The organism is Gordonia bronchialis DSM 43247, from assembly GCF_000024785.1.
GTDB classification, from domain to species: domain Bacteria; phylum Actinomycetota; class Actinomycetes; order Mycobacteriales; family Mycobacteriaceae; genus Gordonia; species Gordonia bronchialis.
Genome location: NC_013441.1, coordinates 129,198 through 153,635, shown reverse-complemented (window position 1 = coordinate 153,635; position 24,438 = coordinate 129,198). Strand labels below are relative to the sequence as shown.

Genomic DNA, 24,438 nt, shown 5'->3' with positions numbered 1-24,438 from the left:
ACCATTCGCGCACGCGGCCACCCGCGGCCACCTGGGTCACCGCTGGTGGCGGCGACCTCGACTCAGCGACCGGGCAGGTACTTCAGCCCGCGGACGACGGACGGGGTGATGGCCCGGTAGATGTTCTGCGGCACCACCGGCATGCGGTCGATCCCGAGGAAACGCTGCTCGGCGATGGTCTGCGGTTCGGTGTACTTGAGCAGACCCTCTTCGCCGTGGCGGCGGCCCATCCCGGAGATCCCCATCCCACCCATCGGTGCGGCGGTCGACGCCCAGGCGGCGGCGTAGCCCTCATTGATGTTGACCGTGCCGGCCCGCAGTTGGTCGGCAATCGCGTTGGCCTCGGCGCTGCTGCCCGCGAAAATGCTTGCGTTGAGGCCGTATTCGGTGTCGTTGGCCAGTTTGATGGCCTCGTCGACGGAGTCGACCGGATAGATCGACACCACCGGACCAAAGGTCTCCTGCCCGTAGCAGGTCATCTCGTCGGTGACGTCGGTCAGCACCGTCGGCTCGTAGAAGAACGGTCCGAGGTCGGCGCGACGCTTGCCGCCGGCAAGGATCTTGGCGCCCTTGGCCACCGCGTCGGCGACGTGCGCCTCGGCGGTCTCGACCTGCGCAGCCGAGGCGAGCGAACCCATGTCGGCGTTGAAATCGTAAGTGGCAGAGAGCTTCATGGCCGAGACGTAGGCGGCGAAGCGGTCGGCGAACTCGTCGGCGATCGCCTTCTCGACGTAGATGCGTTCGATCGAGATACACAGCTGGCCGGAGTTGGAGTAGCAGGCCCGGGCTGCACCCTGCACCGCGTCGGCGATCTTGGCGCCCTTGGTGATGATCATCGGGTTCTTGCCCCCGAGTTCGGCGGAGAAGCCGATGAGCCGACGCCCCGCCTGCTCGGCCAGCGTCGCACCCGTCGCCGACGACCCGGTGAACATCACGTAGTCGGTCTGCGCGACAATCGCCTGTCCCACAACACTTCCCGGACCGGGGACCACCGCGAACAGTTCACGCGGCAGACCGGCCTGATAAAGTAGCTCGGCAACGGCGAGTGCACAGTAGGGGGTCTGGCTGTCCGGCTTGATCACCACGGCGTTGCCCGCCAGCAGGGCTGCCACACCGTCGGAAACCGCCAGCGTCAGCGGATAGTTCCACGGGCTGATCACCCCGACGACGCCCTTGGGCTGATAGCGGACCCGCACACTGGTGGCGCCGGGGAGCATTCCCTTGACCTTGCGGTCGGCGAGCAACTTGGGGCCGACGTTGGCGTAGTGGCGGGCGGTCAGCGCAACGTCAAGCACCTCTTCCTGGGCATAGGTGCGCGCCTTGCCGGTCTCGGCCTGCGCGATGTCCATCAGTTCCTGGGCGTTGCGGTAGACGAGCTCGGAGAAGGCGTCGAGCACCTTCGCACGCTCGGCGGGGGTCCGCTTGGCCCAACCCTCCTGCGCGACGCGGGCGCGGGCGACGGCCTGTTCCAGGTCGTCGGCGGTGCCGACCGGGATGGTGGCCATCTCGGCGCCGCTGAACGCCTCGAGTACCGAGCGGGTGGGACGCTCGGCGGCGTTGTCGATCGCGACCAGCGCACCGAGGCGGGCGAAGTAGTCGGCGGTGGGCTTTGGCATGGGGTCTCCTCGACGCTGCAGGAAGTGGGTCAGTTCTCGGGGGTGACGATGACGATGCCGTCGTCGTCGGAGTAGACGATGTCGCCCGGATTGAAGGTCTCGCCGCCGATGGTCAGCGGGATGTCACGTTCACCGACGCCGGTCTTGGTGGACTTACGCGGGTTGGTGCCCAGCGCCTTGACGCCGATCTCCATCTCGCCGATCGGCTTGGAATCGCGGATGGCGGCGTTGATGATGATCCCGACCCACCCGTTGGACCGGCCGAGTTCGGCGATGAGGTCGCCGACCAGCGCGGTGTGCACCGAGCCGGCACCGTCGACGACCAGCACGCCGCCGGGGTTGGACTCACCGAGGATCGACTTGAGCAGGGCGTTGTCCTGGAAACACTTGACGGTGGTCACCCGGCCGACGAATTCGCGATTGCCGCCGTACTGGGTGAACTGGAGATCGCAGCTGCGGACGGTGTCGCCGATCTCGTCGACGAGGTCGGCAGTCGGGGTGAAGGTCAGCTCACTCATGCCGACCAGCATAGGTGTTACCGCAAGTCCCGGGTTACCGGTGGGTAGGGTACTGCGGCCAGTCGGGAGGTCCGCTGTTCGCACACGGGGAACCGGGCCGGCCTGTACGTCGGAGGCCGACCCGGCTCGCGGGATCTGCTACCCGAAGTTTTTCAACTTGACGCAGCTCGACGTCGGGCCGTACGGGCCGATGCGCTGGTTGAAGATTTGGTAGCGAGTTTGGAGAGAAGTGATCGTCCCCTGCCACTTGCCGCCGGGCTGGAAGAACCGCACCTCGAACGCCAGATGATAGTTGCCTTGCCAGGCGCCGGTCAGTGTGCCGACGCCATTCCAGCGTGCCGGGCGATTACCGGTGACGGACTGCGCTCCGCTCCAATTGCTTGTTTGGAGCAGTTTCCCGGTGTTGGCGTCGGCCAGGAGCAGCCGGTAGATCACCGATTGCCGTTTTCCCTGCGCCGCATACACGGTCGGCGGATATGTGGATACCGCCAACCATCCAGAACTCGTGTTCCGCATGTAGTCGCAGCGCGCCTGCGGCGGCGAGATCACCTTGCCCGCCAACCCCCTTCGATCTTGCACGTCGGCGCCTGCCACCGCTGTCGCGGTGCCCAATCCGACCACGGCCAACACGATCGCGGCCAGGGTTGCGAGACATCTCTTCATCAGTGTCATCCTTCAGCACTCCGTGTACTTGTACCCGGTCCAGGTTGGATAGCCAGATTTCCAATATTCGTAGACGACCTTCTGCCAAGTGTCGGGCCAGAATCGGCGTTTGATCTGTTGCCAGCGAACGAATTTGATCGTCAGTCGTTGGTGAGCCAGCCACTGCCCATTCCAATAGGGCTCCCACGAGTATGTGAGCTGGCCTGGGCGGGTCAGGTTCTGACAGATTGCGTTGTATTCCTGACGGAGTAACCCCTGGGCTGAGCCTCTGCGATCGGGGCCGTGCCGACGAACAGTGCCGTCACCACCGCCGCCGCACCGACAGTTGTCGTGAGCTTTGTCGTCATATCGCGTCTCCTGTCGTCACCGGTGTGATCTACATCCACGATGGCTCGGTAGCCGAGTGCTTCACCTGACCATGTGCGGCGTTAGCGGCAGATGGCGTCCACCTGTGCCTTGAGGTGCGGTGGGGACATATAGCCCTGAGCGCCCGCCGTCACCCACTTCTTGGCAACGGGCGACCACACCGGATCAGTACGAGTACCGATTGCAAAGCATCCCCCTCGCTGGACTGCGGTCCTCAGCAGGTTGTTGCCCTGCAGGGTTCTGGCCACGCTGCTGAACGGGAGTTGCGTGTTGGCATAGCCGGGTACCCAACCGGTTTCGTACAACTGCCTCGTCTGTGCCCGATTGAGGAATGTGTTGTGCGTGAACCACACCTTGAATTGCGGCCAGTACCGCGGGCCGTAGACCGCCGGAAACACCGGCCAGCCCGGTACCGCCACCGGCTGAGCTTCAACCGTCAGCGCGACGAGTGTCGCCGAATTCTGCTCACTGCGTGGCGCCGCTGTTGAACTACCCGCACCGACCGTCAGCGTCAGTGCCGCCGCCACGATCAGTACGCTTGCCCATCTCTTCATAGCTTCGTCTCCTCTTTTGAATTCCCATCCGATGTGCCGTCATCACGCGCCAGTTATCATCCCGCTGCCACCGCCTTGACCGCCGGGCTTGCCGAAGTACATGAGGCTGGACCAGCAATAGTCCCTGTCGCCCGGGTCGTTTCGGCACACCCGGAGGAAAACCCCGTCGTAGCCGCGCGGCGCGACATACCAGCCGTCGACTTTGGTCTGACCACGGGCCACATCGCCCGTCAGTCGGTGCCAGCCGGAAGGCCACCCGTAGCGCGATGTTCGCTTGTACTGCAGGTAGATCGGTCGCTGCGACGCCTTGTTGGTCAGCTGAAACGCACCGCCGATGTCGTAGGCCTGATAGACGCGGGCCTCCCAGTAGTTGTTCACCCGAGTCTTGACATCGCCCGGCGTGGCAACCGCTTGTCCGAGCCCGACGAGAGTCAATCCACCACCGAGCCCGAGTGCCACGAGGACGGCCAATAGCCGCAATCGATGTCGAACTCTCATCGAAGCTCCCTTCTGAGGAACACGCCTCCGCTGGACCGACCCACATTGATCGTGGACGCACGCACCGCCGGCGGATAGCAGACCGACTACGCAGAACCACGCCCCCGACTACGCAATGCACCGCACCTCGTGCCCGCACGATGTAGTAGAAGGTCACGCACAGAGTGACCTTCTACTACATCTCGCCGCGCTTGATGCGCGCCCGCGCCAGGTGCCCGTCCACCGTGGCGACGGACAATCCCAGCATCTCCGCCACCTCCCGGCGTCCCAGCCCGGCATCGAACAACGCCGATACCTCGAGTTCCCGCACGGAGAGATGCACGTCGACGGCGGCAGCTCGAATGGCCGGCGTGCTCAGACCATCACAGGCGGTGCAGATCTCGGCCAGCCGCACCCGCAGACGCCGTGCTCGTCGAAGCTCACCATCGGTGACCAACCGCGCGATCGCCTGGGCCAGCGCATCCGCGGCGAGCGGCCGGTACCCGAGCCGGTCGAAGTCGTCGGCCACCTTCTCCAGCGCGACGACATCCTTCGCCTGCAATGCTTCGGCGTGGTCGACGTACAACGGGATCAGGTCACCGTCGCACCGACGAGCGAGCGGGATCAACACTCGCGCCGAGTTCTCGTCGCCGAACCGAACGCCGCGCACGGGCAACGCACATCATCGCCCGAAACGGTGTGTCACCACGACGATGTGCTGCGGCAGCATGGGCCAGCACATCGGCTGCGGCCAATGCGCGTCCTTGCCGTTCATGCTCTGCGGCAACAGTTTCCAACATGGGTGCATCCCCGGAGCGCAGAGCCGACAGATGATCGACGAGAAGTTGCGCCCGCGCGGAGACCACGGCGTTGACGTCCAGTTCGTCGGCTCGACGGCAGACTCGCGGCACCACATCGACCAGGGTGTCGGTGACCGTCGGCGCGATGCGCAGCGCCATCTCGCACAGATCGACGGCGGTGACGACCTGCGCACGCGCCAGGGCCGCATCCACCTCGTCGACCAACCCTGCCACCGCGGTTGAGCTCTGCACGGATCAGTCCCTCGACGGCTCGCGGCTCGGCCCCCGCGTCGCCACCGGTGAGGAGTCCCCCGAAGACGCCGGTCACATCGCCTCCGGAACCCGCGACCCAGAGCGCCGCACCCGGATGCGAGCTGCTCAGCGCCCGCAGCATCGTGGTGCGGCCGGACAACCGTGGTGCGACTATGACACATCCGTGCCGATGGCTTTCGAGGCTGATCCCGGCACGTGTGACGGCCTGCCGGATGCAAAGGTCGTCGGCGTCCCACCCGGGCCGCGAGGGCGGCTCGTGTTCGGGTGTCGACGTGAGCGACATGAAGGCAGATTGTGCCAGCGTTCGCAAGGGTATGTTGCGTGTATCAAATCGACGATGCCAAAGGCAACTGAACGGATGACACCCGCGGCGAGGGGAAGCGGTCCGCCGTAATGCGCGGGCGCACTGGTGATTAGCGCGGCTAATTGTTCTGGTACTCACGCGTGCGCCGGTGCCACAACTTGTAGTAGAAGGTCACGCTGGGAGTGACGTTCTACTACAACTTGCTGTTCGCCTCGAGCGCCGCCACGAGGATCCGTAAGCCCTCAGCCACGTCCGTGAGGTCCTGCGGCTGGGAAGTGTTCAACCACACCGCGTGCAGTTTGTCGCCGACGACGACGAACACGGTTATCCGCACCACGCTGCTGCGGGCCGCGAGATCACCGAGCCGATCGCGGACCGATCGGGTCAGCACCCGTCGGGCGACGTCCGGCGCCGGCGAAAACACCGGCAGATAGCGAGCGAAGTCGGAACCGTCATCATCGTCGAAGATGATGTGTTCTCCCCTGGTTCGAGTGTGGAGATTCGGCCCGATCGTCAGGCCGGGCAAAGCCGTCGGCAGCGTCACGGTGAAGACGTGGCGATGCGCGTAGCGCCACCTAGCTCCAAACCAGTTCCGGTAGAACAAAAGTCGGGCAGAGCGGTCGGATATCTGTCCGGTCGCGGAGTAGTGCACGAACGTCAGCATCTGCCAGTTGTCGAAGGACTCGACGCCGTGCGGTGGTTCCGACCGGTGCGGACGGTGCGAGAAGGCGAAGCCATGTCGCATTGCCCACCATCTTGCCCACCAGCGGCGCCCCACCGACACCGCAAGAGCCAACGCGATCAGAATGACGAACGCACCCAAGACGATCAGACCGAATGCCGCCTGGACAGGTGGGCCCCTGAACCACATTGGCAGTTCGATCGCGACGACGACCACCAGGGCCATCAGTCCGACCCACCGCACAAATCCCGGACGCCCCCACCACGGCCCCTCGACCGTCCTGTCGCCACAGTCGGTCAACCCGGCCGCACCTCATCGATGATGTCCGCCACCTCGTCGGGTACCTCGAGGACCAGGAAGTGATGCGAGCCGACAGTTCGCAACCGCGCCCCCAGACCGGCCGCATAGCGTGCCTGCTTCGCACGCCAGAACCGCCTCCACACAACCGATCCCGAGAGTGCGGCCACGACCACCGTCGGTACCGCGGGCAGTGCACGCGCACTCCGCAGCCGCCGCAACGATGCGTTGATCGTCGGGAACGCCGCGTTCTCCACCAGCGTGGCCAGCAGCATGCGTCCACCGCCGAAGACGCGATCACCCCAAACCCGCTGCGCGGCGTCGAACCCTTCCGGCGGCGTTGGCAGGATCCGGGCTCGCAACTGCCCGCGCCCACGCAACCGCAAGCCCACACGTACCGAGACACCTCGAGCCGCGCCCATCAAGCGGTGCGCGTTGGCAACCCGGAACGACGGCGGCACCACCCGCCACGGCAGCAGTACATACGAACCGTCCAGGATCACCAGCCCGGCGGTGCGGGCCGGCTCACTTCGCGCGAAGCCCTCCACATACAGCGACGCCATCGAATGCCCCACCAGGGTGACCGGGCCGTCGACGCCGACGGCATCGAGAACCCCTGTCATCCGGCGTATCTCGGCGTCGAGCGTCGGCACCTCACGCCGCCGGGGACCGGCCGAGAGTCCATAACCGGGCCGGTCGTAGCGGATCACCCGCCAGCCACGCACCACCAGCCGGGTCGCCAGCGGATCGAGGTCGAACCAGTTGCTGCCCAACGCGGCCATCAACAGCAGCGGCGGTCCGCTCCCCTCATCGAGCACATGCAGCCGCAGGCCTCCGACATCGATGTGCCGGCCCGGAATCCCGGTCGCATTCACGCGTCCGTCGGCTTGACCATCGGAAACGCCAGCGACTCACGAATCGACTGCCCGGTGATGAGCATGACCACCCGATCCACCCCGACGCCGAGACCACCGGTGGGCGGCATCGCATACTCGAGGGCGGTGAGGAAGTCCTCGTCCAACTCCATCGCCTCCGGATCACCGTCGGCGGCCAGGATCGACTGTGCGGTCAGCCGTTTGCGTTGCTCGACCGGATCGGTCAGCTCGGTGTACGCGGTACCGAGTTCCACCCCCCAGGCCACCAGATCCCAGCGCTCGGCCACGCCGGGTTTGCTGCGGTGCGCCCGGGTCAGCGGCGACGTCGACGTGGGGAAATCGGTGTAGAACGTCGGGACGGTGGTGCGATCCTCGCCGAGATGCTCGTAGAGTTCCAGCACGATCTGCCCGGCATCCCAGTCCGGCCGGTAGGCGATCTCCAGACGATCGCAAATGCCGCGAAGCTCGGAAACCTCTGTGTCCGATGTGATCTCGACACCGGCGCCTTCCGACACCACCTCGTGCACGGTCCGGACCGGCCAGTCACCGGAGATGTCGACGCGCTGCTCGTTGCCCTCGTCGTCGACGCGGATGATCACCGGCTCGCCGTGCGCGGCAGTCGCTGCGTGCTGGATCATTTCCCGCGTCAGGTCCAGCATCTTCAGGTAATCGCTGTGTGCCGCATAGGCTTCCAGGCTGGTGAACTCGGGGTTGTGACTGAAGTCGACACCCTCGTTGCGGAAGTTGCGACCGATCTCGAACACCTTCTCGACGCCGCCGACACACAGCCGCTTGAGATACAACTCCGGCGCGATCCGCAGATACAGATCCAGGTTGTAGGCGTTGATGTGGGTCTGGAACGGGGTGGCATTCGCCCCGCCGTGAATCTGCTGCAGGATGGGCGTCTCGACCTCCATGAATCCGCGGTCGGCGAGGAAATCCCGCAGCGCCTTGACCACCACACTCCGGGTGGCCAGCAGCTCACGGCTGCGCGGGTTGATCGCAAGGTCCACATAGCGTTGCCGCACACGGGCTTCCGGGTCTGTGAGTCCGGACCACTTATCGGGCAGCGGCCGCAGGCATTTGCCGTTGAAGCGCCACGCATCGATCAGCACCGACAGTTCCCCGGACCGGCTCCGCCCGATCACCCCACGTGCCTCGACGAGGTCGCCGAGGTCGACGTCGGATCCGAAGTCGGGGGTGCCCGGGATAACCCGCGACGCCTCGACGAGCATCTGTATCTGCCCGGACCAGTCGTGCACATCGGCGAAGGTGACCTTGCCGAAGTCGCGCATCTTGGTGACCCGTCCGGCGATGGTGACCTGCGTGCCCTCCGGCTCGGCGATCGCCTCGGCAATCGTGTGTGTCGGCGCATCGGCGGGCGGGTACGGGTCGAAGCCCTCCTCGATCAGCCGGTCGAGCTTGGCGACGCGCACCCGTACCTGCTCAGGCCGGTGCACCTCGACGGCCGTGCGGTCCTCCTCGGACTCCAGCTGCGCGATCAATGCGTCGGCGTCGACTCCGGCCGGAATCGACGACTGACCTGCGATGTAATGCTGCTTGCGCCCGAACCTCGGCAGCTGCACGAAGCCCTCGGTGACGATGGCGGCCAGCCCGACGCGCGGCAGGATTCGGTTGTCCTCGAAGCACAGGAACCGGGGCTGCCAGTCCGGCAGATATTTGGCGTTCGACTTGTACAGCGACTCCATCTGGAAGAACCGTGAGCCGAACATGAGCACCGAGTAGCCGAGCCGCATGATGGGCCCGGCCCCGATCTGCGGGCCCTGCTCGAAGAAGGCGCGGAAGGTGGCGAAGTTCAGCGAGATCTCGGTGATACCGAATTGCTCGGAGTTGCGGCACAATTCGGTGACCATCGTCTCGACGACGCCGTTCACGCTGCCACGATCGCGTCGCATCACATCCAGCGAGACACCTCGTCGGCCCCACGGCACAAACGAGAGCATCCCGATCACCTTCTCCTCGGGGGTGCCCGCATGTTCGACGGCCTCCACCAGCAGGCAGTCGTCGTCGGCACGGTCACCGAGCCGCGAGAGCGCCATCGCGAAGCCGCGTTCCTCGTCGGTGTCCCGCCACGCATCGGCCCGGGCGATGACCTGTGGCATCTCATCGTCGGGCACCTCGCCGTGCCGTCGAATCCGCACCGTCACCCCGGCGCGGCGGGTGCGCGTCACGGCCTGCCGCACCGCCTTCATCGCGGGTCCGCTGATCGTGTACTCGCGGGTGTGCAGGATGGCTTCGTCGCCGATGGAGAGCGAGCCGAATCCGGCCGCATCGTAGGCGGCCGCGCCCCGCGCACTCGACCCCATCGCCGCCGGATGCCAGCCATACCGATCGCACAACGTGAGGAACTCGGCGATGGCGTCGGGCCAGGATTCCGGATCTCCGATCGGGTCGCCGCCGGCCAGTCCGACGCCGATCTCCACGCGGTAGGTGATCGCGGCCCGGCCGTCGGGTGAGAACACCACCGCCTTGTCGCGGCGGGTGGAGAAGTAGGCCAGCGAATCGTCGTCGTTGAATCGGGTGATCAGTGCGCGGATCAGCTTCTCGTCGTCGCTGGTCATCAACGATTCCAGTCGCTGTGAGCGGAACAGCACCGTCGCCGCGGCGATAAGGGCCAGCGCCCCGAGCAGCCCCAGTGCACTGTCGATGACGATGTGGGTGTGGTGACCGTCGAAGGTTCGGCTGTCGATGCTGCCGAAGGTGACCACCCGGTTGAACGCGTACGGCAGGCGTTCGGTCCGCTCCAGACTCCCCGGCCACGCCCACACCAGACCCCATCCGACGAGGGTGGCGGCGGTGAGTCCGACGATGAGCACACCGAGGGCCCGGAAGAGGGCGCCGCGGCGGACACGTGTGTAGAACTGCCGGTAGGTGACGATCAGGAAGATGAGTGCGGCCGCATCGATTCCCAGTCCGATCCAGATCTGGATGCGTTCGTCGGTGTCGACGCCGAAGTCGGTGGCCACCGGATCGACGAGCAGCAGCGCATTGCTCACCATGAACAGCACCAGGTAGATCGTCGCGATCCACCACGCGATGCGTTTGCGTGACGACAGTGCGATCGCGACCAGCGCCAGCACGAAGGCCCACGCCAGACTCGTGTTGGGCAGCGAGACGATGTAGTTGTCGATGAAGTCGCGCGGGTAGTGGATCAGCCGGCGGAACAGCGGGAAGATGCTCGACAACAGCGCGATGCCGGCCAGCACGCCGACCACAGTGCCCGCGATCTTGGGTGCGCCGGCCCCGAATCCTCTGGGCCGCCTGATCTTTTCGAGCAGGTCGACGGATCGGCGATCGGCCGCCGACGGCGGACGGTGCGCTGGGGTGGGCTGGTGCTCAGCAGTGTCGTCGGTGCTGACCGGGAGGTCCGACGAAGGGGTGTCGAGAGCCATTGCTCAACCGTAGTCCCCACCGTGCCCACACGGCTGCGATCGCATCGCGTGTGCCGAGCGGGCATGATCTGTGGACGTGGACGATCGCTACGAGGTACCCATCCGCGACGACGTGATCCGGCTTGGCCAGTTTCTCAAACTGGCCAACCTGATCGAGTCAGGCTCCGAGGCCAAAGAGGTCATCGGCGACGGCCTGGTGCGCGTCAACGGGGAGGTCGAGACACGACGCGGCCGCCAGTTGTCGGTGGGTGACGTCGTCGAGATCGGTGGTGTCGGCGCCCGCGTCGTCGCAGAGCCGTAGAACTCAGCCGGGCAGGATCAGGATCTCAGCCGTGCAGGCGCTTGAACTCGGCCGGCGTCACGAGCCGCTCGGCTTCGGCGGGAAACATGCGTGCGGTGCGGGATCGCCCGAGACGACCGGTGATCGAGCCCAGCATCGAGGAGGTGGATGCCGTGCCCCGGCGGGAAGTGTGCAGAGTGTCAGCCAGCTTCATGACAGATCATTCCCTGATGTCGTTGCGCGTTTCGTTCGTACCACATTCGCTGTGGTGCACAGTTACTTTTCGGTAGTGTAGTCGCGGACTGCGGGTCTGTCGCCCTCTTTTCCTGGTGGCCTACGCCACTCGCCGGAGTCGCGATCAATCGCAACCAACCACTCATCCGGCTACATCGATCGTCCCACCAACCCCGTTACACGTCGGGCACCGACGCGCAGGGTGTCCGTCGGACGCCGTGTGGAGCGACTGAGTCAGGCGAGTCCCGCGAGGAAGTTGTGCGCCCACTGGACTGCGGTGACACCGGGCTTCACCTGGAAGGTCGTGTAGGTTCCATGCGCGCCGGACTGCAGGAAATTGCTGAACGACGTGATCTGATCACGGGCCCGCTTGTTGCTCAGTTCGCCGACGATCGCACCCGGCCCGCCGCGGGTGAGCAGCTCGCCGACGATAGCCGACGCCTCGGCCTGGTATTGCAGGATCTGGCTCGGCGTCGGGTTGCTGGTCTCGGCGAGGTAGCCGACGATGCGCGTCAGGTAGTAGTCACGCGGGACGTTGCAGTAAATGTCCTTGGGTTCGCAGATGGTGAACGCGCGCGGCAACACCCAGCCCATACCGTCGAGACGCGGTCCGCCGCTACCCTCGCCACGCAGCGGGGGTCCCACCAGGTTGTCCTTGCGTGATCGTCGGGGGTCGGAGATGAGCACGACGCCGGCCACCTGCCCGGGCCGGATGCGCGCGCGTCCGGTGCCGATCTCCGACGCCACGTCACCGGCGGCGTCGGCACCTTGGCTGTAGCCGGTCAGCGCGATCCGGGTGCCCGGGCAGCGTCGGAGCATGGTGAGGGCCAGACCCTCGGTGTTGGCCACGGCCTGCGCCTTGGACTTGCCGTAGATCGCCCGCTCCCAGGGGAAGGCCGTCGCGTCGTACCCGACGAACGCCACCTGTGTCTCGGGGCCGAGTCCGCTGGTCACCTGCGACATGATCCCGGGACTCGACCCGTTGGCCCACGTCCCCGGGATCGCGAGCACGTAGATCTTGGGACAATCCCCAGGCGCCGAACGCGCCTGTGGCGTCGCGGCCACCAGCAGACCGGCAACCAGGGACAACACCGCGATGCAGGCGGCGACGATTCTGTGCGACATACGATTCACCCTCCGTACCCGCACTTCGCTGTCGTGCACGGGCTCGTTACCGGGAGTGTAGGACGCATCGCCCGCCCGGTCATCCGAACCGGCAGTCACGACGAATCACTGTCCACCACAACCCGGAAGGACATCATGGTCGACGTCACCCGCTCATTCCCGGTGCAGCGCCCCATCGAGGAGGTGGTCGCCTACCTGCGCGACTTCGCCAACGCCGTCGAATGGGACCCGGGCACCCAGTCCTGCGAGCCGATCAGCACCGGAGCCATCGGTGTCGGCTCCCGCTGGCACAACGAGACCAAGCTCTACGGCATCTCGACGACCCTGACCTACGAACTCACCCGCGACGACCCCGACCACCTCGTCTTCACCGGCACCAACAAGACCGCCACCAGTACCGAGGACCTGTCCTTCGTCAGCCTCGACTCCGGGCACACCGAGGTCACCTATCACGCCCACGTCGACTTCAACGGTGCCGCCCGCCTCGCCGACCCGCTCGCGCAACTCGGCTTCAAGCGCCTCGCACCCGAGGTGGCCGAGCAGATGAAACGGGCGATCGAGAACGCCCCGGCCGCCGGATCAGTGGGTTGAGCCAAGCCGCCCTGCTGGTTGAGCCGGCACGGTCGAGCGCAGCGAGACCACAAGTGAGACACACTTATCCGCATCCACCGCGCCCCGGACACCGCCCAAGCGCGAGCACGCCCAGCTCACCCAGCAGGCGGCGCTTGCAACTGCTCCTGCAGGGAAGCCAACGCCGCGTCGTCCAGCGGCAGGTCATGGAGTGTTACCGCCCAATCGAACTCGGCGGTCGACCAGCGGCTGACCTCACCACTCCACCGCAGCTCCCACGGTTCGTCCGAACGCGGCCGACGCGCGAGGCTGGCGTGTCGATGGCCGGGTAGCCGCAGCGTGGCCTCGAAGCCGCCATCCGCATCACGGCGATGCACGTGGTCGAGCCGGGCGTCCAGGGTCACCGGTATCGACACCTCGGTGGCACCGACGTTCTCGCGGAACCACGCGCATTGCTCTTCGCGCTCGGCGTCGGCCGCCTGGCGCTGCGCCTGCCGGAGGTCGGCGTCTTCGACGACCGGGCCGTCATAGGAGAAGAACGCCGCGTCCACGCCGTCGAGCACCTCGAACTCCACAAAGGAACTCGACATCCCGAACGCGTCGTTGCGGCTCTGCAGGACCGCGCCGGTCTCCTTGTCGACGACCTGCTGAATGGGATGCGGTTTGTGCTGTGGCGGTGCCAGTTCGACTTCCCACGCCGGCCGGCCGAGGAATTCGACGGACTCGATGGGTTTGTCGGTGGGTCGGTGAAGTCGTCGAAGCCGGCCCAGTCGCCGGCAGGTCGCACCTGGATGAGCGTTCGCCCTGGGCCCGTGTAATGGATACGCCGCCGCTCGGCGCGTAGCGGTGGTTCACCCCGCGAGCCGAACCTCCACACCGACTCCCCGTCGGACCGGAATGCCGGAGTGCCGTCAAGAAGGTCCACACGCAGCCGCGAACCGTCGCGCCACATCCGCACCCGCGACGGCAGGCCGACGACCACCGGTGGCGCACCGGCCCAGCCGAAGGTCTCCGAATGGCCTTCCGGCAGTATAGTTTCCACGACCCCGGTGATCGGCTTCGACGGCTCGTCGACCATTGCGCTCAGCACTTCCACCCATGTGGTCATGCGCCCAGGCTAGCCATGTGTATACGGGGCCATGTCCGCTCCCTGAGCCTTCACCGAGGGGGCTCGTCGCTGCCCGACCCGTCGAGCCTGGTAACGCCAACCTCGGCGCGGGTGTCCGCGCGCGATCGACATCAAAGAGGATCGCGTTCTCGGCGCCGACGCGTTCGCCCTCATCAATGAGAGCTGTAGCCCTGAACCGCACGTAGCAACGCACCGCGCCGATTCCAGGTACCAAGGCATCTCGGCGACATGTGGGGGAGCCGGCCAAGCGTTCTGTGCAATGCCGTCGGTCCGGAGCCGTCGACGCCATCGGCCGCGAGCCGTGAGTACTTTGGATCTGTGCACCTCGGACTGCGACATCTGATGCGGGCGATCCCGGACGCGGACACCGCGGCCACCCGGTCCTTTTACGAGACGAGGGTCGGCGGAGCCGGGCCCTCATCCTGGGCGGAACTGCGCGAGGTCCGCGCAGCGCGAAGAGTTGATCCCACCGTTCCCGGCCGAACGATCGAAGACATCGTCGAATCAGATGTGGGCGGTGTGCCGGTGCGAATCATCTTGCCGCGCAACGGTGTTGTGAACGGCGTTCATCTGCACCTCCATGGCGGCGGGTTCTACATGGACTGCGCCGCCCGTGACGACGCGCGGAGTGCTCGTCGTGCCGACGCGCTGGGTGTCGCGGTGATCGGGTGGACTATCGTCTCGCGCCGGAATCTCCGTGGCCCGCGGCCCCGGATGACTGCGAGGCCGTGGCCCGATGGCTGATCGAGGTCGCGCAATCACGGTTCGGTACCCGTCGTCTCACCATTGGCGGGATGTCGGCGGGGGCGACACTGGTCGTGGCAACGCTTGTGCGCCTACGGTCCCGAGGCCTCGCCACCCGTTTTGCCGGCGCGGTGCTCGAAGCCGGGTCATACGACCTGAGCGGTCAGACCCCGGCCGGTCGCGTGATCGAGGGGGAATATTTCATCGAAGCCTATGCCGGCGATGCCGCCGATCGCAGCGATCCCGACATCTCACCAGCGTTCGCCGATCTGGTCGGTCTGCCGCCGACCCTGGTGGTGATCGGCGCCGACGACATAGTGCTGGCCGACAACCTGGCGATGGCGGCCCGCCTGTCCGCAGCCGCCAACGACGTCGAGCTCTTGCTGTATCCCGAAGTGCCACACGGGTTCACCCTGCACGAGACGCCGATCGGTCGCACTGCGGTGCGGGATACCGACCGGTGGCTGGCCCAGATACCGAACGGTGGCGCCGCCTGAGCCTGAATCCGTGGACGCGACCGACCTCTTTGCTCCGGCAGCTGTGGTGCGAGGCGTTGGCCGCCGGGCTGAGGAGCCCCCTGCGAGGAACGAGCATGGAGCGTCTCGAAGTCGACGAGCCTCGAAGAGCCGAGGGGCCACCGCCTTTGGTGACCACTCGGACCATCGAAGATCAGCGCTGGGCGACCTGCGTCGGGTAGATCGGTGCGGGCAGATCGGTGGTCCCGGCCAGATAGGCGTCGGCGGCCGCAGCAGCCGAACGGCCCTCGGCGATGGCCCACACGATCAGCGACTGCCCGCGACCGGCGTCACCGGCCACGAACACACCCGGCAGGCCGACGGCACCGAAGTTGTCGTCGCGCTTGATGTTTCCGCGCTGGTCGTAGTCGACGCCGAGCTTGTCGAGCAGGTCCTCGCGCTCCGGGCCGACGAAGCCCATGGCGAGCAGAACCAGGTCGCATTCCAGCTCGAAGTCGCTGCCCTCGACCTTCTCGAAGCGGCCGTCGCGCATGACCACCTCGTGCGCCTTGAGCGCGGTGACCTTGCCGTTCTCGCCGATGAACTGCTCGGTGTTGACCGAGAACACACGCTCGCCGCCCTCTTCGTGGGCCGACGACACACGATACATCAACGGGTAGGTGGGCCACGGGGTGGACTCGGCCCGCTCCATCGGCGGACGCGGCATGATCTCGAACTGGTGCACGATCTCGGCGCCCTGGCGCAGCGACGTACCCAGGCAGTCGGCGCCGGTGTCACCGCCACCGATGATGACGACCTTCTTGCCCTTGGCCGTGATCTGGTTCTCCACCTCGTCGCCGAGCTGAATCCGGTTGGCCTGCGGCAGGAACTCCATCGCCTGGTGGATGCCGTCGAGTTCACGTCCGGGGATCGGCAGGTTGCGGCCGATGGTGGAGCCGTTGGCCAGGACCACCGCGTCGAAGTCAGCCCGCAACTGCTCGACGGTGACGTCGACGCCGACGTTCACGCCGGTGCGGAAGACGGTGCCCTCGGCCTCCATCTGCGCCAGCCGGCGGTCGATGTGGCGCTTCTCCATCTTGAACTCGGGGATGCCGTAGCGCAGCAGTCCGCCGATGCGGTCGGCCCGCTCGAAGAGCGTCACGTCGTGTCCGGCGCGGGTGAGTTGCTGCGCCGCAGCCAGTCCCGCGGGACCGGAGCCGACGACGGCCACCGACTTGCCGGTCCTCTCCAGCGGCAGCACCGGGGTGACCCAGCCGTTGTCGAAGGCGTTGTCGATCAGCTCCACCTCGACCTGCTTGATGGTGACCGGCGGCTGGTTGATGCCCAGCACGCACGACGCCTCACACGGGGCCGGGCACAGACGACCGGTGAACTCCGGGAAGTTGTTGGTCGCGTGCAGCCGCTCGATACCCTCGCGCCACCGATCCTTGTAGACCAGATCGTTCCACTCGGGAATCAGGTTACCCAGCGGACAACCGTTGTGGCAGAACGGGATACCGCAGTCCATGCAGCGACTCGCCTGCGTCTGCAGCTGGTCGTGACCGAAGTCGGTGTAGACCTCTTTCCAGTCCAGCAGCCGCAGTTCCACCGGACGACGGTCCGGCAGTTCGCGTTCGGGGTGCTTGAGGAATCCTCTGGGGTCAGCCACGTGCGGCCTCCATGATCGCTTCGTTCACGTCTCGTCCCTGGGCTTCGGCGGTCTCGATCGCCAGCAGCACACGCTTGTAGTCGCGCGGCATCACCTTGGCGAACTGCCCCTGGGTGTTCTCCCAATCGGCCAGGATCGCCGCGGCGACAGGTGATTCCGTCTCCGCTCGATGCTCGGTGATGATCGAGGCGAGGAACTCCACGTCCTGCGTCTCGAGTTCTTCGATGTCGACGAGTTCGGTGTTGAGGTTGTTGGCAAATGTCCGGTCGGGGTCGTACACGAAGGCGATACCACCGGACATACCGGCCGCGAAGTTGCGTCCGGTGTCGCCGAGAACCACCACCCGGCCACCGGTCATGTACTCGCAGCCGTGATCGCCGACGCCTTCAACGACGGCCGTCGCTCCGGAGTTGCGAACGCAGAATCGTTCGCCGACCACACCGCGCAGGAAGATCTTGCCTGCCGTCGCACCGAAGCCGATGACGTTGCCGGCGATGATGTTGTCCTCGGCGACAAAGTCTTCCGGCGCATTCCGGGCCGGACGCACGACCAGCCGGCCGCCCGAGAGGCCCTTGCCGACGAAGTCGTTGGCGTCACCTTCGAGTCGCAGCGTGATGCCCTTGGGCACAAAGGCGCCGAAGCTGTTACCCGCCGATCCGGTGAAGTCGATCATAATGGTGCCGTCCGGAAGGCCCTGCGCCCCATACACCTTGGTGACCTCGTGGCCGAGCATGGTGCCGACCGTACGGTTCACGTTGGTGATCTTGGAACTGAACGACACGCGGGTGCCGTGGTCGATGGCCTCACGGCTTTGCGCGATCAACTGCTGATCGAGTGCCTTGTCCAATGCGTGGTCCTGAACGCCGGAGCAGTACAGGTCCTGATTCATGAACGGCGATTCCGGTGCGGCCAGCACGGAGCTCAGGTCGAGCTTGCCAGCCTTGGCCGATCCCCAGTGCGCCAGCGCCTTTCCGGTGTCGAGTGCCTCGACGTGACCGACCGCCTCCTGCAGGGTGCGGAACCCGAGGCGCGCCAGCAGTTCACGCACTTCCTCGGCGATGAACATGAAGAAGTTCTCCACGAACTCCGGCTTGCCGGTGAAGCGTTCACGCAGCAGCGGATTCTGGGTGGCCACACCCACCGGGCAGGTGTCGAGGTGGCAGACCCGCATCATGATGCAGCCCGATACCACCAGCGGTGCGGTGGCGAAGCCGAACTCCTCGGCACCGAGCAGTGCGGCGACCACCACGTCACGTCCGGTCTTGAGCTGACCGTCGACCTGAACGACGATGCGGTCCCGAAGGCCGTTGAGCAGCAACGTCTGCTGGGTCTCGGCCAGACCGATCTCCCACGGCGCACCGGCGTGCTTCATCGAGGTGAGCGGAGTGGCGCCGGTGCCACCGTCGTGCCCGGAGATGAGCACCACGTCGGCGTGCGCCTTGGAGACGCCCGCCGCGACCGTACCGACACCGACCTCGCTGACCAGCTTCACGTGGATGCGGGCCGACGGGTTGGCGTTCTTCAGGTCGTGGATCAGCTGAGCGAGATCCTCGATCGAGTAGATGTCGTGGTGCGGCGGCGGCGAGATCAGGCCGACGCCCGGCGTGGAGCCACGCACCTCGGCCACCCACGGGTAGACCTTGTGCGGTGGGAGCTGGCCGCCCTCACCGGGTTTCGCACCCTGGGCCATCTTGATCTGGATGTCGGTGCAGTTCGAGAGGTAGTGCGAGGTGACGCCGAAGCGTCCCGACGCGACCTGCTTGATCGCGCTACGTCGCCAGTCGCCGTTCTCGTCGTGGTGGAAGCGACGCGGATCCTCGCCGCCCTCACCGGAATTGGAGCGACCACCGAGCCGGTTCATCGCGATGGCCAGGGTCTCGTGGGCCTCGGCGGAGATGGAGCCGAAGCTCATCGCGCCGGTGGAGAACCGCTTGACGATCTCGCGCGCCGGCTCCACCTTGTCGATCGGAATGGGGTCCCGGTCGCCGAAGTTGAAGTCGAAAAGGCCGCGCAGCGAGGCCATCTTGGCCGACTGGTCGTCGACGAGGCGCGTGTACTCCTTGAACACCTGGTACTGGCCGGTGCGGGTGGAGTGCTGCAGCTTGAAGACCGTGTCCGGGTTGAACAGGTGGTACTCGCCCTCACGGCGCCACTGGTATTCGCCGCCCACCTCGAGCTCACGGTGCGCGCGCTCGGTCGGCCGCTCGGAGAAGGCCAGCGCGTGCCGCTTGGCGACGTCGGCGGCGATCTCGTCGAGCCCGATGCCGTCGAGCTGGCTGCGCAGCCCGGCGAAGAACTCGTCGACGGTCTCCTGGCCGATGCCGATGACCTGGAACAGTTGGGCACCGGTGTAGGAGGCGAGCGTCGAGATGCCCATCTTGCTCATCACCTTCAGCACACCCTTGCCGGCGGCCTTGATGTAATTCGCACGGGCCGTGGGGAAGTCGATGTCGCCGAGGGCGCCGCGCTCCACCATGTCCTCGATGGACTCGAAGGCCATGTACGGATTGACCGCGGCCGCACCGAAACCGATGAGAGCGGCCACATGATGGACCTCGCGGCAGTCACCGGACTCGATGACCAGGCCGACGCGGGTGCGCTTGCGTTCGCGCACCAGATGATGGTGCACGGCGGCGGTCAGCAGTAGCGACGGGATCGGCGCGGCCTTCTCGTCGGATTCGCGGTCGCTCAACACGATCAGGTTCACCCCGTCGTCGATGGCGGCGCTGACCTTGGCGCGGATCTCGTCGAGAGCGCGCCGCAATCCGGCGCCACCCTCGGACACCGGGTACAGACCGTGCACGTGCAGACTGCGGAAATCCGGCAGGCTGCCGTTGTCACCGATGTCGACGAGCTTGGCCAGGGAGTCGTTGTCCAGCACCGGTTCCGGCAACACGATCTGCCGGCACGACGCCGCGCTCGGGTTGAGCAGGTCGGCCTCCGAACCGATGGTGCCACCGATGCTGGTGACCACTTCCTCGCGGATCGCGTCCAGCGGCGGGTTGGTGACCTGCGCGAACATCTGCTGGAAGTAGTCGAACAGCATCCGCGGGCGGGCCGAGAGCACCGCGATGGGCGTGTCGGTGCCCATCGAGCCGATCGCCTCTGCCCCGGTCTTGGCCATCGGCGCGACCAGCAGATTGAGTTCCTCGGTGGTGTAGCCGAAGACCTGCTGGCGCAACGCAACCCGCTCGTGGGCCATGTGGATGTGCGGTCGCGACGCGATGTCGTCGATCTGCACCAGACCCTGCTCGAGCCATTCGGCGTAGGGATGCTCGGCGGCGAGTTCGTCCTTGATCTCCTCGTCGTCGACGATGCGGCCGGCCGCGGTGTCCACCAGGAACATCCGGCCGGGCTGCAGGCGCATCTTCTGCACGACGTCGGCATGGTCGATGTCGAGGACGCCGACCTCCGAGGCCATCACCACCAGACCGTCCTTGGTGACCCAGATGCGGCTGGGGCGCAGTCCGTTCCGGTCGAGCACGGCGCCCACCATGGTGCCATCGGTGAAGCACACCGACGCCGGGCCGTCCCACGGCTCCATCAGCGAGGAGTGATACCGGTAGAACGCCTTGTGCTCCGGCTTCATCGTCTCGTGGCGTTCCCACGCCTCCGGGATCATCATCAGCACGGCGTGCGGCAGGCTGCGCCCACCGAGGTGCAGCAGTTCGAGCACCTCGTCGAACCGCGCGGTGTCCGATGCGCCGGGCGTGCACGCCGGGAAGATCTTCTCCGCGGCGTCGGGCCCGAAGACGTCGGTGTTGATGAGGGCCTCACGTGCCCGCATCCAGTTCTCGTTGCCGGTGACGGTGTTGATCTCACCGTTGTGCGCGACCCGCCGGAACGGGTGCGCCAGCGGCCACGACGGGAAGGTGTTGGTGGAGAAGCGCGAGTGCACCAGGCCCAGCGCGCTCTCGACCCGCGAATCCTGCAGGTCGACGTAGAACTCGCGCAGCTGCGGGGTGGTCAGCATGCCCTTGTAGACAAAGGTCTGCCCGGACAGGCTCGGGAAGTACACGGTCTCGCGGCCCGGGCCGTCGGCGCCGGCTCCCTTGTTGCCCAGTTCGTAGGTGACCCGCTTGCGCACCACGTAGGCGCGCCGCTCGAGTTCGGCGATCTCGTTGGCCGACGGCTCACCGGCACCCGCGTCGGGCTGGGCGATGAAGATCTGCCGGAACGTCGGCATGGCGTCGCGGGCGAGCGCGCCCAGCGACGAGTCGTCGGTGGGCACCTCACGCCAGCCGAGCAGGCTCAGACCCTCGGCCTCGACGATCTTCTCCACTCCGGCGCACGCCTGGCGAGCGTCCTCGGACCCCTGGGGAAGGAAGGCGATGCCGGTGGCGTAGCGGCCGGCGGCAGGCAGTTCGAAGTCCACCGACTCACGCAGGAAGCGGTCGGGGACCTGGATCATGATGCCCGCGCCGTCACCGGTGTTGGGCTCGGCGCCGGCGGCACCGCGATGTTCCAGGTTGATCAGCGCCATGATCGCCTTGTCGACGATGTCGCGGCTGCGCCGCCCATACATGTCGACGACAAACGCAACACCGCACGAATCGTGCTCGAAGCGCGGGTCGTAGAGACCCACTCGTCCCGGAGCATGCTTCATAACTTCGCCTCAACTCTGTGCGCCAGACGGGCACACACATCCACGTCGTCAATGTCTGGGGACGCCGATGTCCCACTGGCCGCAATGTCGAAATCCGCCCGAAATCGGGGGCTGACCTGGGCAGATCCGACGGTCACTTGGTGGGCGTCCGCATCAGCGCCGTTGCTGATCGCCGCTGCCGACCCCCGATCACGCGGTTCGGCACCACCCCTGCTTCATCCGCGCTCACGTGCAGCCGTACCGGCCCGCTCGCAGTCGCATGAGCATTGTCGGTTATTTTCTCACGCCGATGGCCAACTATCGAAATCCGGCTACCACATCGAGACCGATTCCGCAGGTCGGAGGACCCGGCGCCACCGACGAGAGACAGTGAGACGATCCGCCCATTTCGGCTCCGGATGCCACAGCAGGCGACTACCGTCACACGGGTGAGCGCACCGCTGCCCCCACCTGCCGTCGCCGACCTCGTGGCGCCCGAAATGCCCGGTTTTCCCCGGGCCGAGAGGTTGCGTACACCCGGCGACCGGGGCTCGGCCCGCGCGCGGGCCATCAACAGCTATTTCGGACGCGTAGCCCGCCCGCTGATGACCACGGCGCGCGCCGGCCACCCCGCGGTGCGCGCCCAGATGATCCGGGCGCTACGTCCGAGTGTGAATCAGACGCTGGTCGCGATGAGCCCGGTACCGGCCGGCACGCGCGCCACCGGCATCCGCGAACGCTTCGACGGCGGTGAGGTCCGCGGCGAGTGGGTGACCGGGGCGCGCGTCGCCGCCGGCCCGATCCATCCCGATCAGCCGATAATCTACTACCTGCACGGCAGCGGGTACGTCATCTGCTCGACGCGGACGCACCGCGGACTCGTTGCCCGGCTGAGCAACCGGACGGGCATGTCGGCGTTCTCTCTCGACTACCGGATGGGCCCCGAGTACCGCTTTCCCGCCGCCGGCGACGACGCCATCCGCGGCTACCGCTGGCTGCTGTCGCAGGGGTTCCGCGCCGAACAGATCGTGGTGGCCGGCGACTCCGCGGGCGGACACCTGGCCCTCGATCTGCTGTCCGCCAACCACGCGGCGGGCACCCCGCAGCCGGGCGCGATGGTGCTGTTCTCCCCGCTGTATGACCCGACGTTCTCCCTGGCCATCGAGCACCAGCGCTCCGGGCGACGCGACCCGATCATCGAAGCAATTGCCGCGCAACGCATTCTGCGTCTCTATACCCGCTCGGCCGACCCGGACGATCCGCGGATGCGCATACGGCTCACCGCCGACATGGATCTGCCGGACACGCTGATCCAGTTCGGTGGGCTGGAGGTGATGGGTGCCGACGCGCGAGCCATCCACCGTGAATTGTCGAACTCCGGTGCACGAGTCGAGCTGCAGGAATGGCCAGACCAGGGACATGTCTTCCAGATGTTCCCGCGGTTCACCCCGGAATCGCGACGCGCGCTGGCGGTAGCCGCGGAGTTCATGACCGCCTCCGACTGATCCGTTCCACGAAAGGGTGTATCGCCATGTCCGACGTCGACGACCTGTTGTCCCGGCTGCCCATCGGTGATATCGCCGCGCAGCTCGGCGTCGACGAAGCGTCCGCGCAAGCGGCTGCCGCACAAGCGGTTCCGGCGCTGCTGACCGGTCTGCAGACTCAGACGCGAGACGAGAACTCAGCGCAACAACTCGCGCACGCACTGCAACAGCACGACAACGACCTCGCCGACGGTGAGATCGATCTCGGCCAGGTGGACACCGCCGACGGCACCAAGATCGTGTCGAAGATCTTCGGTGACAAGACCGATCAGGTCGCCGGCGCGCTGTCCGATCAGGTGCCTGCGGCCGCGGTGGACCAGGGACTGATCGCCAGGATGCTGCCCATCCTCGCGCCGATCGTGCTGAGCTACCTGACCCGCAAGATCACCGGTGGCGCAACCAATTCCGGCACGACGCCCGGCGGCGGAGATCTGGGATCGATTCTGGGCGGAATGCTCGGCGGAGGTGGTGGCGCGGCCGGCGGTCTGGGCAGCGTGCTGGGTAGCGTCCTCGGTGGGGCCGGTGCGACGCCGGGCGGTGGCGGCCTGGGTGATCTTCTGGGGTCGATCCTGGGTGGCCGCAAGTAACTCGGGCCAGCCCACTGAGCTCGGGGACAGGTGATGGCCGGGGTCCACCGATCGGTGGACATGGGTTTCATCCCCTCGATCCACCGGTCGGGGGCCACCCGGAATGCTCCCGACCAGGCAATCTCAGTGGTGTCGCCGGAACGGACAGACCACCGGCCCACCACCGAGGAGACCACCATGAAGCTGCAAACTCGTATCGCCGCCGGAGTCGTCGGAATCGCCGCCGCCGCAGGCATCGGCCTCGGTGCTGCCGGCGCCGCCCACGCCGGCACGATGCCGATCACCCGCCCGGGCGAGCCGACCGTCGCCATGACGATCACCAACCACACCGACAAGCCCGAGTACCTGATCGGCTCCACCGCCGGACAGTCCGGGCAGTGGGTCAACGCGCCGCAGCGGGTGCTCTACCCCGGTGCCAGCGAGACCGTCACCGCGGTCGCACCGTTCAGCAACTATCTCACGGCCAACGCGCAGTACCGGATCGGGCACTTCGGGCCCACCGCCAACTACGAGATCGAGGACATGAAGGGCAACGTCAACACCGCGATGAGCGGGATCTGGGGTCCGCATGCCCAGCAATACTGGATGAGCCACTCCATCTCCAGCCGCTACCCGAACGTCAACGTCGGCTTCGACCAGTGGTGATCCGCTGACACAATCCAACTCCGCTCCCGTCCA

20 protein-coding genes and 1 pseudogene are annotated in these 24,438 nt (G+C 66.5%); 6 read left to right on the top strand and 15 right to left on the bottom strand.

Annotation, left to right across the window (positions count from 1 at the left end; all coding sequences use genetic code 11):
* Window positions 1-62: 62 nt before the first annotated feature.
* The 10 genes from GBRO_RS00665 to lysX form a co-directional block, all read right to left on the bottom strand.
* On the bottom strand, window positions 63-1,616 hold the full coding sequence (locus tag GBRO_RS00665) for a succinic semialdehyde dehydrogenase (RefSeq protein ID WP_012832077.1): 1,554 nt from the start codon (window positions 1,614-1,616) through the stop codon (window positions 63-65).
* A gap of 29 nt (window positions 1,617-1,645) precedes the next feature.
* Complete coding sequence (gene rraA, locus GBRO_RS00660) at window positions 1,646-2,134, bottom strand: ribonuclease E activity regulator RraA (RefSeq protein WP_227892829.1); 489 nt, start codon at window positions 2,132-2,134, stop codon at window positions 1,646-1,648.
* A gap of 138 nt (window positions 2,135-2,272) precedes the next feature.
* Window positions 2,273-2,806 (bottom strand): hypothetical protein, encoded by a 534-nt coding sequence (locus tag GBRO_RS00655; protein WP_115311635.1) that lies wholly within the window; start codon window positions 2,804-2,806, stop codon window positions 2,273-2,275.
* A 419-nt stretch (window positions 2,807-3,225) separates the two neighbouring features.
* Window positions 3,226-3,690 (bottom strand): hypothetical protein, encoded by a 465-nt coding sequence (locus GBRO_RS00650; protein ID WP_147290608.1) that lies wholly within the window; start codon window positions 3,688-3,690, stop codon window positions 3,226-3,228.
* 69 nt (window positions 3,691-3,759) lie between these two features.
* A complete protein-coding gene (locus GBRO_RS00645; RefSeq protein WP_012832072.1) occupies window positions 3,760-4,215 on the bottom strand; it encodes a hypothetical protein in 456 nt (151 codons plus the stop codon).
* A 175-nt stretch (window positions 4,216-4,390) separates the two neighbouring features.
* Complete coding sequence (locus tag GBRO_RS00640; protein WP_041919648.1) at window positions 4,391-4,864, bottom strand: helix-turn-helix domain-containing protein; 474 nt, start codon at window positions 4,862-4,864, stop codon at window positions 4,391-4,393.
* Window positions 4,791-5,246 carry a hypothetical protein gene (locus tag GBRO_RS25835; RefSeq protein ID WP_147290607.1) on the bottom strand — a complete coding sequence of 152 codons (456 nt, stop codon included), beginning with the start codon at window positions 5,244-5,246 and terminating at the stop codon, window positions 4,791-4,793. Before GBRO_RS25835 ends, GBRO_RS00640 begins: the two co-directional genes overlap by 74 nt.
* A 518-nt stretch (window positions 5,247-5,764) precedes the next feature.
* On the bottom strand, window positions 5,765-6,478 hold the full coding sequence (locus GBRO_RS00630; RefSeq protein ID WP_012832070.1) for a hypothetical protein: 714 nt from the start codon (window positions 6,476-6,478) through the stop codon (window positions 5,765-5,767).
* Window positions 6,479-6,549: 71 nt separating this feature from the next.
* Window positions 6,550-7,425, bottom strand: coding sequence for an alpha/beta fold hydrolase (locus GBRO_RS00625; protein WP_012832069.1), 876 nt, complete (start codon window positions 7,423-7,425; stop codon window positions 6,550-6,552).
* Window positions 7,422-10,838, bottom strand: coding sequence for a bifunctional lysylphosphatidylglycerol synthetase/lysine--tRNA ligase LysX (lysX, locus tag GBRO_RS00620; protein WP_012832068.1), 3,417 nt, complete (start codon window positions 10,836-10,838; stop codon window positions 7,422-7,424). Before lysX ends, GBRO_RS00625 begins: the two co-directional genes overlap by 4 nt.
* Before the next feature lie 76 nt (window positions 10,839-10,914).
* On the opposite strand from lysX, the gene GBRO_RS00615 reads away from it, so the two are divergent.
* Window positions 10,915-11,139, top strand: a complete 225-nt coding sequence (locus tag GBRO_RS00615) for an RNA-binding S4 domain-containing protein (protein WP_041920100.1) — start codon at window positions 10,915-10,917, stop codon at window positions 11,137-11,139.
* A 25-nt stretch (window positions 11,140-11,164) separates the two neighbouring features.
* Here GBRO_RS00615 and GBRO_RS26170 read toward each other — a convergent pair whose 3' ends face one another.
* Both GBRO_RS26170 and GBRO_RS00610 read right to left on the bottom strand, forming a co-directional pair.
* Complete coding sequence (locus GBRO_RS26170; RefSeq protein ID WP_012832066.1) at window positions 11,165-11,332, bottom strand: hypothetical protein; 168 nt, start codon at window positions 11,330-11,332, stop codon at window positions 11,165-11,167.
* 254 nt (window positions 11,333-11,586) lie between these two features.
* Complete coding sequence (locus tag GBRO_RS00610) at window positions 11,587-12,477, bottom strand: cutinase family protein (protein ID WP_012832065.1); 891 nt, start codon at window positions 12,475-12,477, stop codon at window positions 11,587-11,589.
* Between the two features lie 135 nt (window positions 12,478-12,612).
* Between GBRO_RS00610 and GBRO_RS00605 the strand changes: the two genes are divergently transcribed.
* Window positions 12,613-13,068 (top strand): SRPBCC family protein, encoded by a 456-nt coding sequence (locus GBRO_RS00605; RefSeq protein ID WP_012832064.1) that lies wholly within the window; start codon window positions 12,613-12,615, stop codon window positions 13,066-13,068.
* A 116-nt stretch (window positions 13,069-13,184) separates the two neighbouring features.
* On the opposite strand, the gene GBRO_RS24510 is transcribed toward GBRO_RS00605, so the two are convergent.
* On the bottom strand, window positions 13,185-13,622 hold the full coding sequence (locus GBRO_RS24510; protein ID WP_052298193.1) for a hypothetical protein: 438 nt from the start codon (window positions 13,620-13,622) through the stop codon (window positions 13,185-13,187).
* An 872-nt stretch (window positions 13,623-14,494) separates the two neighbouring features.
* Between GBRO_RS24510 and GBRO_RS00595 the strand changes: the two are divergent.
* Window positions 14,495-15,417: pseudogene (locus tag GBRO_RS00595) on the top strand (alpha/beta hydrolase fold domain-containing protein).
* 172 nt (window positions 15,418-15,589) lie between these two features.
* On the opposite strand, the gene GBRO_RS00590 reads toward GBRO_RS00595, so the two are convergent.
* On the bottom strand, window positions 15,590-17,044 hold the full coding sequence (locus GBRO_RS00590) for a glutamate synthase subunit beta (RefSeq protein WP_012832061.1): 1,455 nt from the start codon (window positions 17,042-17,044) through the stop codon (window positions 15,590-15,592).
* Window positions 17,037-21,650, bottom strand: coding sequence for a glutamate synthase large subunit (gene gltB, locus GBRO_RS00585; protein ID WP_012832060.1), 4,614 nt, complete (start codon window positions 21,648-21,650; stop codon window positions 17,037-17,039). The genes GBRO_RS00590 and gltB overlap by 8 nt, the downstream gene beginning before the upstream one ends.
* A gap of 479 nt (window positions 21,651-22,129) precedes the next feature.
* Between gltB and GBRO_RS00580 the strand changes: the two genes are divergently transcribed.
* From GBRO_RS00580 to GBRO_RS00570, 3 genes are all read left to right on the top strand, one after another.
* The gene (locus GBRO_RS00580; protein WP_115311752.1) at window positions 22,130-23,134 is read left to right on the top strand and encodes an alpha/beta hydrolase; all 1,005 of its coding nucleotides are present in this window, start codon (window positions 22,130-22,132) and stop codon (window positions 23,132-23,134) included.
* A 26-nt stretch (window positions 23,135-23,160) separates the two neighbouring features.
* The gene (locus tag GBRO_RS00575; protein WP_012832058.1) at window positions 23,161-23,760 is read left to right on the top strand and encodes a DUF937 domain-containing protein; all 600 of its coding nucleotides are present in this window, start codon (window positions 23,161-23,163) and stop codon (window positions 23,758-23,760) included.
* Window positions 23,761-23,937: 177 nt separating this feature from the next.
* The gene (locus GBRO_RS00570) at window positions 23,938-24,405 is read left to right on the top strand and encodes a hypothetical protein (RefSeq protein ID WP_041920098.1); all 468 of its coding nucleotides are present in this window, start codon (window positions 23,938-23,940) and stop codon (window positions 24,403-24,405) included.
* The last annotated feature ends 33 nt before the right edge of the window (window positions 24,406-24,438 follow it).